Origin of the sequence: Citrobacter sp. Marseille-Q3906 (assembly GCF_916618775.1) — a bacterium.
Taxonomy (GTDB): Bacteria; Pseudomonadota; Gammaproteobacteria; order Enterobacterales; family Enterobacteriaceae; genus Citrobacter; species Citrobacter murliniae.
This window is the reverse complement of sequence record NZ_CAKAKA010000002.1, coordinates 450,732-464,089: the sequence shown is the minus strand read 5'-3', so window position 1 is coordinate 464,089 and position 13,358 is coordinate 450,732. Positions and strand designations below refer to the sequence as shown.

Below are 13,358 nucleotides of genomic sequence, written 5' to 3'. Positions count from 1 at the left end.
CACCCCTGTGATATACTTTTCCCCTCTTTTACATTCTCTACTCTGAATTTCGAGTTGCAGCAAGACGGTAAGACAGCGAATCCCCGGGAGCTTATTCAAGTAAGTGACTGGTGTGAGTTAGCGCCAACACCCTACCTGCCACTTGAAAGACGACGAGTATCTACGGAGATGCCGTTTTGTATCAGGATAAAATTCTTGTCCGCCAGCTTGGTCTTCAGCCTTACGAGCCAGTCTCTCTGGCCATGCACGAATTCACCGATACCCGCGATGAAAACAGCCATGACGAAATCTGGCTTGTAGAGCATTATCCTGTCTTTACTCAGGGTCAGGCAGGTAAAGCAGAGCACGTACTGATGCCGGGGGATATTCCGGTTATCCAGAGCGACCGTGGCGGTCAGGTGACATACCACGGACCAGGCCAGCAGGTTATGTATGTTCTGTTGAACCTGAAGCGACGTAAGCTGGGTGTACGCGAACTGGTCACGCTGCTGGAAAACACTGTTGTTAACACCCTTGCTGAAATGGGCATCGACGCTCACCCGCGAGCCGACGCGCCAGGCGTTTATGTTGGTGAAAAGAAAATCTGCTCGTTAGGGTTACGTATCCGTAAAGGATGTTCATTTCACGGTTTAGCGTTAAATGTGGATATGGATTTGTCACCTTTCCAGCGCATCAATCCTTGCGGCTATGCCGGGATGGAGATGGCGAAGGTATCGCAGTGGGATAGTAATGCAACAACAGAGAGCGTCCGCCCTCGCTTGTTAGCAAACATCTTAGCGCTGCTGGGCAACCCGCCTCATGAATATATATCGGACTAAACGGGCGCATTGAAGGACCTGGATATGACAGGTCATACGATCAAAGTGACGTCTGAAAAGCGGGGCATACTTTGCCACAGCAAATGTTGGGCAAATGGCACAAAACAACAACTATTTTACATTTTGCCAGCCTGTCAGGCTGCTTTATGGCCCGTTTCAATGATATACTGCGTATCACTAATTCAAAAATAGTTGATAAATACAACATTCCCTTGAATTGAAACGCTTTCCTTCGTTATTCGCAACTGGAACACGCACGCTATGAGTAAACCCATTGTGATGGAACGCGGTGTTAAATACCGCGATGCCGATAAGATGGCTCTTATCCCGGTAAAAAATGTGGCAACAGAGCGCGAAGCCCTGCTGCGTAAACCGGAATGGATGAAAATAAAACTTCCAGCGGACTCCACTCGCATCCAGGGCATCAAAGCAGCAATGCGCAAAAATGGCCTGCACTCTGTGTGCGAAGAAGCTTCCTGCCCTAACCTGGCTGAATGTTTCAATCACGGAACCGCAACCTTTATGATCCTCGGCGCAATTTGTACCCGCCGGTGTCCGTTCTGTGACGTTGCCCATGGACGTCCGGTTGCCCCTGATGCCAACGAACCATTAAAACTGGCTCAGACAATTGCAGACATGGCGCTACGCTATGTCGTCATCACCTCAGTCGACCGTGACGATCTGCGTGATGGTGGCGCTCAGCACTTTGCTGACTGCATCACTGCTATCCGTGAGAAAAGCCCTACGATTAAAATCGAAACGCTGGTACCGGACTTCCGTGGTCGTATGGATCGCGCGCTGGATATCCTTACGGCAACCCCGCCAGATGTATTCAACCACAACCTCGAGAACGTGCCGCGTATTTACCGCAACGTTCGTCCGGGTGCTGATTACAACTGGTCGCTGAAACTTCTGGAACGTTTCAAAGAAGCGCATCCGGAGATCCCAACCAAATCAGGTCTGATGGTGGGTCTGGGTGAAACCAATGCCGAAATCATTGAAGTTATGCGCGATCTGCGCCGTCATGGTGTAACGATGTTGACGCTGGGGCAGTATTTGCAGCCAAGCCGTCACCATTTGCCGGTTCAGCGCTATGTTAGCCCGGATGAGTTTGATGAAATGAAAGCCGAAGCAATGGCGATGGGCTTTACCCATGCCGCCTGCGGTCCGTTTGTTCGCTCTTCTTACCATGCAGATATGCAGGCAAAAGGGCTGGAAGTTAAGTAATCGCGTAATACTCGCTTACATTTCAGCAATAAAAAACCGGCAAATTGCCGGTTTTTTTTCATCCAGAGCAATGGTCTTCCAGACATTACTCTTTATGAGAAAGCTTCTCAGCCTGAACGCTACCGTCAGCATCTTTCTTCGCATCGGCATTTTCATCGTTCATCGCTTTTTTGAAGCCTTTAATTGCCGTTCCCAGGTCTCCACCCAGTGTACGTAACTTCTTGGTACCAAACAGCAGAACGACCAGTGCGGCAACCACCAGCAGTTTGGTAATACTAATCTCACCCATAGATACCTTCTTGACTTAAACCAGGCTGCATAAGCGCCATATTAACCTGAGAATATTAACGGCCTTTCGACGCGCGCACACAATAGCAATCTGTAACAAGGTGAATCAAGCCTTGTTTAAAAAAACGTCATAATAATTGCGGTGGCGCAAAGCGCCGGTTACGTAACACCGGAAGTTGCGCCCTGACTTGCCTCACCCGCTCAGCAGAAACCTCAGTCATAATCAGCGCGGGTGTCTCTGCAGCGGCAGCAATGGTCACGCCAAAGGGATCGATCACCCGGCTTTGACCGATATTCTTATTACCGCACTCTCCTGCCGCAATCAAGTAGCAGGTGGCATCCAGCGCTCTTGCCGCCAGCAGCGTAGCCCAATGATGTTCTTTCATAGATCCCCTAACCCATGCCGCAGGTAAGACGAGGATTTCTGCCCCCTGCAAAGCGAGGGCTAACGCCAGCTCAGGAAAGCGTAAGTCATAACAGGTCATTAACCCTACCTTTAACCCGTCTACGTCCAACAGCGGCGCTATGGCGTCGCCTGCATCCACATTACGCGACTCCTGAATCGAAAAGGCATCGTAGAGATGCAATTTCGCATAATGGGCAACAACCATTCCTCTTCGTAACGCAACTAACATGTTAAACGCCCGGGCAGGCAATGAAGGTACATGAATGGTCAGAATCGTTGTCATATCGTTTTGTGCGCTTTCACGTAACAATCGCGTCAGAAATCCCCCCTCTAATAGTTGAGCAGACTTCACGGACAGATCCGGGTCAAGATCGTCACGAGCCAGCAGTGCTTCAGGCAGTACCAGCAACGATACGCCCTCTCTGGCAGCCTGTGACATCAATAAGGCGCACGTTTCTGCATTTTTCTCCCATGAGGGACCGACGGCAAATTGCCCTGCTGCAACGAACATATTCCCTCCAGAAAAATTTGTTAAGCTCATCAACAATAATGACTCAGCGTTACATTCGCCCTGTATACTCTACATACTTCAGGTTGCGGCAAGCGCACGAGTCCCCTGGCGCATTGACAACTATGTGACTGGGATGAAAGTACGCAGTCAACGCATCAACAACCTGAAGTATGATGAGTATAAAATCAAATAGCAGGATTATGCCGTGTTACAACTTCTATTAGCTGTTTTTATAGGTGGTGGTACAGGTAGCGTTGCAAGATGGATGTTGAGTATGCGGTTTAACCCGCTTCATCAAGCCATTCCCTTAGGTACGCTGGCTGCAAACCTTATTGGCGCGTTTATCATTGGTATGGGGTTGGCGTGGTTCAATCGCATGACCCACATTGACCCAATGTGGAAAGTGCTAATTACCACGGGCTTTTGTGGAGGGCTGACAACATTCTCTACATTCTCCGCAGAAGTGGTGTTTTTACTGCAGGATGGACGCTTTGGCTGGGCGATGGTGAATGTGCTGATTAATCTGCTGGGGTCGTTTGCGATGACGGCACTGGCATTCTGGTTGGTTTCTGCCTCCACCGCACATTGAAGACAAAAAAAACCCGCAATTAAGCGGGTTTTGAATTCTTGCTGTCGTATGCTTACAGAGCGGTTACGTTTGCAGCAGAAGGGCCTTTGGCACCGTTAGTGATTTCGAACTCTACACGCTGACCTTCAGCCAGAGTTTTAAAACCATTGGTCTGGATTGCAGAGAAGTGTACGAACACGTCTTTGCTGCCATCTTCCGGAGTAATGAAACCGAATCCTTTGGACTCATTAAACCACTTAACGTTACCTTTAATCTTAGACATCAAAATTACCTTTACATGAAAAATAGACACAAATGCTGTGTCGGGTATCAGTACAACAATTGTGGTGCTGTTTGTCCAGTCAAACCTTGCCAAAAAGTGATAAATGTCGCGTTATTTTTCAGGTAAAGTTCATATCATTTTGTTATTAAAGGGATTTTAATATTCCAACTGACAATACAGGTAGCCCCTTAAAACTGGAAACGTAGCCAGGCAAAGTAGACATTTCCGTTGTTATACGTTCCTGGAATGTAGGTCATCTGAAACGTTGCCGGGCCATAACCGATTGATGCCAGCGGCAGCAACACGGGCACCGGGATGTAGTTCCAGTTATCACGAGCAGTCATGCCCGCCGTAAAACCCAATCCCATATGGAAGTTATCATCAACCAGTGGTCGCCAGGTTTTTTCCCAGCCATAGCCGCCAATCGGCTCCCACTTATTGTAGGAGTCCTTAAAGGCCATAATATAAAGTCCGTGCCAGTTGCCTTTATCGTCCCAACGCGACTGACCAAATCCAGCCCCCCAGGGACGTTCATTGTAGCGATCTGTTTTATCTTTATCGTAGGCAAAGCGCGCATGCCAGGTAATAGCGGGCACATACAGCTCATAATGTTCCGGCTGCTGCCAGGTTTCACTGACATTATCTTTAAAAGTATCAAACCAGCCTTTATCTTCCGCATAGGCCTGAGGAATAATAGTTAACTGAATAAAAAGAAATGAAAAAATGAATAAATATCGTTTAGCGACAATCACAACTTAATTACCGTCCAGAAATTTAAGATTAATTGTAGCAAACTCAACCTTAATGACAGCTTAACAAAAAATACTATTTTAAAAAATCAGATTATTCTATAGCGTATAATTTAATGGTTATTATCCATATATTTACTAAGCCTTTTCGCATGTAACTCGTAACTTTTATTAACCTGGATTGCTTGTTTTACGAGTACCCTCCAAATAATTCTACAATTTATTAACACAATAATATCAATAACGCATCAAATAACGTACAACAACTGCACCTCACTCTTTTTTTATTGCGATATTCCCTTTTCATCGGCTATGTTTGAAAAATGCCTTGGCCATCGGTTTAATCCGTATCTTTATTGATTTTAATCAGCAAGAGATGACCGTTTATTAGGCACATTCTGACTCCACTTTATGCTCTTTTTTATTTTTTACTTTCTGGGCGTTTACGCGACAGGGGAAACAATGTTGACATTTATTGAACTCCTTATTGGGGTTGTGGTTATTGTGGGTGTAGCACGCTACATCATTAAAGGTTATTCGGCGACCGGTGTACTGTTTGTCGGTGGTCTGGTTTTACTGATTGTCAGCGCCCTGATGGGACACAAAGTTCTGCCTTCCAGCGCGGCAACGACTGGCTATACAGCGACAGACATTGTTGAATATATTAAAATTTTGCTGATGAGCCGTGGTGGCGATCTCGGCATGATGATTATGATGCTATGCGGTTTTGCCGCCTATATGACGCATATTGGCGCGAACGATATGGTCGTTAAGCTGGCCTCGAAACCTCTGCAATATATCAACTCGCCTTATATTCTGATGATTGCCGCTTATTTTGTTGCCTGCCTGATGTCACTGGCGGTCTCCTCCGCGACAGGGCTGGGTGTATTATTGATGGCGACGCTATTTCCGGTCATGGTTAACGTTGGAATCAGCCGCGGTGCTGCAGCAGCCATTTGTGCATCTCCTGCCGCCATCATTCTTTCTCCAACCTCAGGGGATGTGGTTCTGGCAGCAAAAGCAGCAGAAATGCCGCTGATCGACTTCGCGTTTAAAACAACATTGCCAATTTCCATCGCCGCCATTATCGGTATGGCGATTGCGCACTTTTTCTGGCAGCGCTATCTGGATAAAAAAGAGAACATCTCACACGAAATGTTAGACGTGGCCGAGATCACCACAACTGCTCCGTCTTTTTATGCCATTTTGCCGTTTACCCCTATCGTTGGCGTACTGATTTTTGATGGCAAATGGGGCCCACAATTGCACATCATCACTATTCTGGTCCTCTGCATGCTCATCGCTGCGGTTCTGGAGTTTGTGCGTGGATTCAATACCCAGAAGGTGTTCTCAGGTCTGGAAGTCGCCTATCGCGGAATGGCGGATGCCTTTGCTAACGTGGTTATGCTGTTAGTCGCGGCCGGTGTTTTTGCCCAGGGTCTGAGCACTATCGGCTTTATCCAGAGTCTGATTTCTATCGCTACATCGTTTGGTTCAGCAAGTATTATTCTGATGCTGGTACTGGTTATTCTGACCATGTTGGCAGCAATGACCACCGGCTCCGGTAACGCGCCATTCTATGCCTTCGTTGAGATGATCCCTAAACTGGCACACTCTTCCGGTATTAACCCGGCATACCTCTCCATCCCGATGCTGCAAGCATCAAACCTTGGACGCACAATTTCCCCGGTATCTGGCGTGGTTGTGGCTGTCGCGGGCATGGCGAAGATTTCACCGTTTGAAGTGGTAAAACGGACTTCTGTTCCGGTCATGGTCGGGTTGTTGATTGTGATTATCGCAACTGAAGTGATGGTGCCTGCAACGTCCGCTGTAATTGGTGGTTAACGCGATCAGTTAATATCCGACCTTGATACGCAAAATCATTTAAGCTGCATTGAGGCAGCAAGTGAGGACATCCCCAGTCACATAGATAACGATGTGACTGAGGTTTCTAAAGGCAGCCAGCAAAGAGGCAGCTTAAAGGATGACGGTATCAGCCACCGTGGTAAATACGCTGCGGCCTTCCTACCTTACCGTGAATAATCTCCGCAATAATCAAATGGCGGCCGGCACAATATTCCAGGTAACGTCTTGAGGTTGTGCGACTGATGGTTAACGCCTGTGCTACCGTTTCCGCTGTATGATGTACCGTTGGGTCGGTAAATAATTTCAACACCGCATTCAGCGTTAAGGCATCAATACCCGTGGGCAGATCCCCTTTCGGCTCTCCGCGCGCGTAGGCATTAAACATTTCATCAATCTGTCGCTGACTGGCGCTGTCGTTGCCTGCCAGCATGCGTCTGCGCTGCTGATAGCGCGTAAGCGTCTGTCCCAGGCGCTCATAAGCAATCGGTTTAACCAGGTAATCAAAAGCCCCGCTACGCACGGCTTCTGAAACTGTGTCCATATCGCTGGCAGCCGTCGTAAACACCACACCGCCAGGATAACGCGCCTGGGTCAGCTCATGTAGTAAGGTGATGCCCTTGCCGTCCGGTAAATAGTTGTCCAGAAGAATCAACCCCGGCTTGAAACGCTCAATCATCATCCTCGCCTGCTCAAGATTACCCGCCAGCCATATCTGGCTGAAGCCAGGTATATGGCGAATATATTCAGCATGCATTTCCGCCAGTAGCGTTTCATCCTCAACGATCAATAGCGTTAATGGTTCCGTCATCGTTTTTTTTCACTTTCGGAAGAAATAGAGAAAATAAAGTACCGCAGGGATCATTATCTTCGAGTGTAATAACCCCGTCACAGCGCCTCACATAACTTGCAATCAGATACAAACCGATGCCATGTTCACCTGGTTCATCGGTACGGGTACTCACACCCTGTTCAAATATTTTTTCACGCAATGCTTCCGGCACACCGCAGCCCTGATCGGCCACTTCTATGATCACCTCATCCCCTTCATCGCTCAAAAAGAGTTCGATGACCTTATTCCCTTGCTGGGTACGTAAGCTGGCCTCGAATGCATTATCAAGCAGATTACCAACAATTGCTGCAAACTCTGTGCTATCCAGCCCCTCAGGGAGTTGATGTAGTTGACTACCGGGAACAATGATCATTTTTAACCCTAATTCCCGCGCACGCTGCACTTTACCAAACAGCAAACCAGCAACCTGACGATCGGCAAATGAGCCGCGTAAACTATCGATGAGCTGCTGCTGAGCCTGAGATTCTCCCTGAACCATCTCCAGCACCCGATCGTACTCTTTCATCTGCAGCAGGCCGTTGAGCGTAGACATCCAGTTCAGGTGTTCATGGCGTAGCGTTCTCAGGCTCTCAACGTATTGTTTAATTTGCGTTAATTGCGCATTGAGGGTAGCAATTTCATCTTTGCTGCGAAAACTGATAATCGCCCCAAGTAATTCGTCACCAGAGCGGATAGCTTCACGGTTGGCAATAACGCTCAACCCATTAAAATTCACCATCGCATCCTGACGTTTCTCCGCAATCTGCTGAGTAAAGAAATCCGCGGGCTGAACAACCTCATCAATCGGTTTTCCCAGCCATTGCCGTCCTGGCGATGACAGCCCCAGCATTTTTCTCGCACTGCGATTAATTGCCGTGATGAATCCTTCAGGATCAACGGCAATCAAACCTTCATACACTGAGCTAAACAGCGCTTCCTGCTGACGGACCACGCGAGCAATTTGCTTGGGTTCCATACCGAGCATCTGACGGCGGATGTGTGCAGCAAAAAACCAGGAGAGCAGCATGAGTAACAGTAGCAGCAGAATAAACACCCCGGCCATCGGCAATAAGAAATCCGAACGCCAACTATCAATTTTGCTAATCAGGTATCCTATTGAGACAACACCAATAATCTTGCCATCCTCATCAAAGATGGGGGTTTTCGCTCGCATCGCCATCCCGATAGATCCTTTACCGGTAATGAAATAGCTTTCCCCTTTTTCCAAAGCTCCCGGCTTGGTGAACTGCATCGGGTAGCCAATCTTTTCCGGGTTCGGATGGTAAAGGCGAATCGAGTGATTGTCTCCGATTACGACATAGTCAAAATCCGTTCCACTTTGCAGTTTGTCGGCAATGGTCGCAAGACGCTGATAATCGCGGTGTTTGACTGCGGCGATAACGCTGTCATTGGAAGCGATGATCTTCGCCTGGTTCATCGCCATGTCGCGGACATGCGTCGCCAGATAATCTTCAAAGCTGGCGGTGAAGTATTTTGCCAGTGCCGCAATGATAAGAATGGAAACTACCAGGATAAGCAGAAAAATACGTAATGGAAACGCCAGCCTGCGAAAAAAAGAAAACCGTGTTTTATTTTTCTGGATTGCCATAAACTTTCCTTGCCGACGTTAACCAACAACTTATTTTGTATTTGTAATAAAAATGTTCTATTCACAAGTTGAAGAATAAAGCAGGATCGTTACAGATTCCCCACCTTAAATCAATTAAACAAATAAAAACCACACCGCAAATGGTGATTAAATTAATTAAAAAACTTAAAACCATAAAACACATTAAAACCTTCTAACTTATTGTGAAATAAATCAAAATTTGCCTCCAAAATACTCCTTACGATGTATACAGCAGGGAAAAAAAGAAATACTCCGTAATAAAAAACAATTCCCTTCAATTGCAAAAAAAACGTTATCAGGTTGCTAAACAGAGCAACAAAAACAGAAACCCAGTAACAAATATAGCATCGGGGCTCTTTTTACTATGTTAGGTAATAATATATTCACGCAAGTTAAACGCTCAGAAAATAAAAAGATGGCGGTTATCGCTCAATTTCTGAAAGAGAATGATTTGAGCGTTGACACTACCGTTGAAGTATTTATCACCGTCACCCGTGAAGACCGCCTCATTGCCTGTGGTGGCATCGCTGGAAATATCATTAAATGCGTCGCGATCTGTGAATCCGTACGCGGTGAAGGCTTAGCGCTGACGCTGGCTACTGAGCTAATCAATCTCGCCTATGAGCGGCACTGCACTCACCTCTTCATCTATACCAAAACCGAGTATGAGTCGCTGTTTAAACAGTGTGGTTTTTCTACGCTCACCAGCGTACCAGGCATTATGGTGCTGATGGAAAACAGTACCACTCGCCTGAAACGTTACGCCGAATCGCTGGCCAAACAGCGCCATGAAGGGCAAAAAATTGGCTGCATCGTCATGAACGCCAACCCGTTCACCAACGGCCACCGTTTTCTGATCCAGCAGGCAGCCGCGCAGTGCGACTGGCTGCATCTGTTTTTAGTAAAAGAAGACACCTCACGCTTTCCCTATGAAGATCGGCTGGACCTGGTACTCAAAGGAACCAAAGATATTCCGCGTTTAACCGTGCATCGCGGATCGGAATACATCATTTCCCGTGCCACTTTCCCATGCTACTTCATTAAAGAGCAGAGTGTTATTAACCACTGCTACACCGAAATAGACCTGAAAATCTTCCGCCAATACCTGGCCCCGGCACTTGGCGTCACGCACCGCTTCGTCGGTACTGAACCGTATTGCACCGTCACCTCCCAGTACAACAACGATATGCGTTACTGGCTGGAGACCCCAACGCTCCCCGCCCCACCGATTGAACTGGTGGAAATTGAGCGGCTGTGCTTCCAGGAGATGCCGATTTCCGCCTCCTGGGTGCGCAAGCTGCTGGTTAAAAAAGATCTCACGGCTATCGCCTCCCTGGTACCAGAAGCCACTCTGCACTATCTGCAAAGCATGGTTGAACGGGCCTCATCGGGCGCGGTAGTCCGCCAAAATACCCCCGCATTAGCAACAGGTGAAAAATGAAAATAAAGCAGGCAGCCGTCGCAGGCACTCTTGAGTCTGGTGATGTGATGATACGCATCGCCCCTCTCGATACGCAGGATATTGACCTGCAGGTCAACAGTAGCGTTGAAAAACAGTTTGGCGATGCCATCCGCACCACCATTCTGGACGTACTGTCCCGCTATAACGTAAGCGGCGTGCAATTAAATGTTGATGATAAAGGCGCACTGGACTGCATTTTACGTGCGCGACTGGAAGCTTTACTGGCCCGCGCCAGCGGTATTCCGGCACTGCCATGGGAGGATTGCCAGTGATTTCCGCTTCTTTGCAACAACGTAAATCCCGCACACGCCGCAGTATGCTGTTCGTGCCGGGCGCCAATGCCGCAATGGTCAGCAACTCGTTTATCTATCCAGCCGATGCGCTGATGTTCGACCTTGAAGATTCCGTCGCGTTACGTGAGAAAGATACCGCGCGTCGTCTGGTGTATCACGCTTTGCAACATCCGTTGTATCACGACGTTGAAACTATCGTACGTGTTAACGCCCTTGACTCCGAATGGGGCATTAACGACCTGGAAGCGGTCGTTCGCGGCGGCGCTGACATTGTTCGTCTGCCGAAAACCGATACCGCCCAGGATGTTATCGATATCGAAAGCGAAATCCTGCGCATTGAAAAAGCCTGCGGTCGCGAGCCAGGCAGCACCGGTCTGCTGGCCGCTATCGAATCGCCTTTAGGTATTACCCGCGCAGTGGAAATTGCCCATGCTTCCGAACGCCTGATCGGTATTGCTCTCGGTGCGGAAGACTACGTGCGTAACCTGCGAACTGAACGCTCACCGGAAGGTACCGAACTGCTGTTTGCCCGTTGCTCAATTTTGCAAGCCGCGCGCTCTGCGGGCATTCAGGCTTTCGATACCGTCTATTCCGACGCTAACAACGAAGCCGGTTTTCTGCACGAGGCCTCGCACATTAAACAGTTGGGTTTTGACGGTAAGTCGCTCATCAACCCACGTCAGATTGAACTCCTGCACAACCTGTATGCGCCAACGCGCAAAGAACTGGCTCATGCACGCCTGGTTGTAGAAGCCGCTGAAGCTGCTGCCCGCGAAGGCCGTGGCGTTGTTTCCCTGAACGGCAAGATGGTCGACAGCCCGGTAATCGAGCGCGCCCTTCTGGTTATCTCCCGTGCAGAACTTTCCGGCATTCGCGAAGAATAAGGCAAAAAAATGACGCAGAAAATCGAACAATCTCAACGACAGGATCGCGTGGCGACCTGGAGTCGTCATGCAGAAAGCGAACTTTCCGCTTATCAGAGCACCGCAAAACGGGATTTGCAGGCGCAAAAACCGCGTGACAAAAAGCTGTGCGCTAACCTGGAAGACGCCATTCGTCGTTCCGGTTTACAGGATGGGATGACCATCTCTTTCCACCACGCATTCCGCGGTGGCGATCTGACGATCAACCTGGTGATGGATACCATCGCCGCGATGGGCTTTAAAAATCTGACACTGGCTTCCAGTTCCCTGAGCGACTGCCACGCTCCGCTGGTTGAACATATTCGCCAGGGTGTAGTTACCCGCATTTATACTTCCGGTCTGCGCGGACCGCTGGCTGAAGAGATCTCCCGCGGTCTGCTGGCTGAACCCGTACAGGTCCACTCTCACGGCGGTCGTGTACATCTGGTACAGAGCGGCGAGTTAAGCATTGATGTGGCATTCCTTGGCGTACCGTCCTGCGATCAGTTTGGTAACGCTAACGGCTACACCGGTAAAGCGTGCTGCGGTTCACTGGGCTACGCCCGTGTTGATGCTGAAAACGCCAAACAGGTTGTCCTGCTGACCGAACAACTGCTGACCTATCCGCACAATCCGGCCAGCATCGCACAGGATCAGGTCGATCTGATCGTACAGATCGAAAGAGTCGGCGATGCTGACAAAATCGGCGCCGATGCAACTCGCATGACCACCAACCCGCGTGAACTGCTGATTGCCCGTAGCGCGGCGGACGTCATTGCCAACTCCGGTTACTTCAACGAAGGCTTTTCCTTGCAGACGGGAACCGGCGGGGCTTCACTGGCCGTTACCCGCTTCCTGGAAGACAAAATGCGCAGCCGCGACATCCGTGCTGACTTTGCCCTGGGCGGCATCACTGCCACCATCGTTGACCTGCATGAAAAAGGCTTAATCCGCAAACTGCTTGACGTACAGAGCTTCGACCGTAACGCCGCAGAATCCCTGGCGCGTAATCCGAACCACATCGAAATCAGTGCCAACCAGTATGCCAACTGGGGTTCGAAAGGTGCATCGGTTGACCGTCTGGACGTTGTGGTACTGAGCGCCCTGGAAGTAGACACCAACTTCAACGTTAACGTGCTGACCGGCTCTGATGGCGTACTGCGCGGCGCATCCGGTGGTCACTGCGATACCGCCGTCGCTGCAGCGCTTTCAATCATCGTCGCGCCGCTGGTGCGTGGTCGTATCCCGACGCTGGTTGATAACGTACTGACCTGCGTAACGCCCGGTTCCAGTGTTGACATTCTGGTCACTGACCACGGTATTGCCGTTAACCCTGCTCGTCCGGAACTGGCTGAACGCCTGAAAGAAGCCGGTATGAAAGTGGTATCCATCGAATGGCTGCGCGAACGCGCGCTGCAGCTCACCGGTCAACCTCGTGCCATCGAATTCACCGACCGCGTGATTGCCGTTGTGCGTTATCGCGATGGTTCGGTGATTGACGTTGTGCATCAGGTGAAGGAATAAGC

At 49.2% G+C, this 13,358-nt stretch carries 14 protein-coding genes; 8 read left to right on the top strand and 6 right to left on the bottom strand.

Annotated features, from left to right (window positions below; all coding sequences use genetic code 11):
* The first annotated feature begins 176 nt into the window (after positions 1–176).
* A complete protein-coding gene (lipB, locus tag LG384_RS06435) occupies positions 177–818 on the top strand; it encodes a lipoyl(octanoyl) transferase LipB (RefSeq protein WP_045441032.1) in 642 nt (213 codons plus the stop codon).
* 261 nt (positions 819–1,079) lie between these two features.
* Positions 1,080–2,045, top strand: coding sequence for a lipoyl synthase (lipA, locus tag LG384_RS06430; RefSeq protein WP_045441031.1), 966 nt, complete (start codon positions 1,080–1,082; stop codon positions 2,043–2,045).
* Between the two features lie 85 nt (positions 2,046–2,130).
* On the opposite strand, the gene tatE is transcribed toward lipA, so the two are convergent.
* Both tatE and LG384_RS06420 read right to left on the bottom strand, forming a co-directional pair.
* The gene (gene tatE, locus LG384_RS06425; protein WP_045441030.1) at positions 2,131–2,334 is read right to left on the bottom strand and encodes a twin-arginine translocase subunit TatE; all 204 of its coding nucleotides are present in this window, start codon (positions 2,332–2,334) and stop codon (positions 2,131–2,133) included.
* Positions 2,335–2,461: 127 nt separating this feature from the next.
* Complete coding sequence (locus LG384_RS06420) at positions 2,462–3,250, bottom strand: deaminated glutathione amidase (RefSeq protein ID WP_225760645.1); 789 nt, start codon at positions 3,248–3,250, stop codon at positions 2,462–2,464.
* A gap of 205 nt (positions 3,251–3,455) precedes the next feature.
* Here LG384_RS06420 and crcB point away from each other — a divergent pair, with 205 nt between their 5' ends.
* Positions 3,456–3,839 carry a fluoride efflux transporter CrcB gene (crcB, locus tag LG384_RS06415; RefSeq protein WP_045441028.1) on the top strand — a complete coding sequence of 128 codons (384 nt, stop codon included), beginning with the start codon at positions 3,456–3,458 and terminating at the stop codon, positions 3,837–3,839.
* 52 nt (positions 3,840–3,891) lie between these two features.
* On the opposite strand, the gene cspE is transcribed toward crcB, so the two are convergent.
* Both cspE and pagP read right to left on the bottom strand, forming a co-directional pair.
* Positions 3,892–4,101 carry a transcription antiterminator/RNA stability regulator CspE gene (gene cspE, locus LG384_RS06410; protein ID WP_000034826.1) on the bottom strand — a complete coding sequence of 70 codons (210 nt, stop codon included), beginning with the start codon at positions 4,099–4,101 and terminating at the stop codon, positions 3,892–3,894.
* Positions 4,102–4,289: 188 nt separating this feature from the next.
* Positions 4,290–4,853 (bottom strand): lipid IV(A) palmitoyltransferase PagP, encoded by a 564-nt coding sequence (pagP, locus tag LG384_RS06405; RefSeq protein WP_045441027.1) that lies wholly within the window; start codon positions 4,851–4,853, stop codon positions 4,290–4,292.
* Positions 4,854–5,312: 459 nt separating this feature from the next.
* Between pagP and dcuC the strand changes: the two genes are divergently transcribed.
* On the top strand, positions 5,313–6,695 hold the full coding sequence (gene dcuC / locus LG384_RS06400) for an anaerobic C4-dicarboxylate transporter DcuC (protein ID WP_045441026.1): 1,383 nt from the start codon (positions 5,313–5,315) through the stop codon (positions 6,693–6,695).
* Between the two features lie 148 nt (positions 6,696–6,843).
* On the opposite strand, the gene dpiA is transcribed toward dcuC, so the two are convergent.
* The gene (gene dpiA, locus LG384_RS06395; protein ID WP_045441025.1) at positions 6,844–7,524 is read right to left on the bottom strand and encodes a two-component response regulator DpiA; all 681 of its coding nucleotides are present in this window, start codon (positions 7,522–7,524) and stop codon (positions 6,844–6,846) included.
* Entirely contained in the window at positions 7,493–9,154 is a 1,662-nt protein-coding gene (gene dpiB, locus LG384_RS06390; protein ID WP_225760644.1) for a sensor histidine kinase DpiB, read from the bottom strand. The genes dpiA and dpiB overlap by 32 nt, the downstream gene beginning before the upstream one ends.
* 385 nt (positions 9,155–9,539) lie before the next feature.
* On the opposite strand from dpiB, the gene citC reads away from it, so the two are divergent.
* Genes citC through citF form a run of 4 tightly spaced genes read left to right on the top strand, consistent with a single transcriptional unit; the run spans position 9,540 to position 13,356 of the window.
* Positions 9,540–10,616: a [citrate (pro-3S)-lyase] ligase gene (gene citC, locus LG384_RS06385; RefSeq protein WP_045441023.1), complete on the top strand. Its 1,077-nt coding sequence runs from the start codon at positions 9,540–9,542 to the stop codon at positions 10,614–10,616.
* The gene (gene citD / locus LG384_RS06380; protein ID WP_045441022.1) at positions 10,613–10,909 is read left to right on the top strand and encodes a citrate lyase acyl carrier protein; all 297 of its coding nucleotides are present in this window, start codon (positions 10,613–10,615) and stop codon (positions 10,907–10,909) included. Before citC ends, citD begins: the two co-directional genes overlap by 4 nt.
* Positions 10,906–11,814 (top strand): aldolase/citrate lyase family protein, encoded by a 909-nt coding sequence (locus tag LG384_RS06375; RefSeq protein ID WP_045441021.1) that lies wholly within the window; start codon positions 10,906–10,908, stop codon positions 11,812–11,814. Before citD ends, LG384_RS06375 begins: the two co-directional genes overlap by 4 nt.
* Positions 11,815–11,823: 9 nt before the next feature.
* On the top strand, positions 11,824–13,356 hold the full coding sequence (citF, locus tag LG384_RS06370) for a citrate lyase subunit alpha (protein WP_048221871.1): 1,533 nt from the start codon (positions 11,824–11,826) through the stop codon (positions 13,354–13,356).
* The last annotated feature ends 2 nt before the right edge of the window (positions 13,357–13,358 follow it).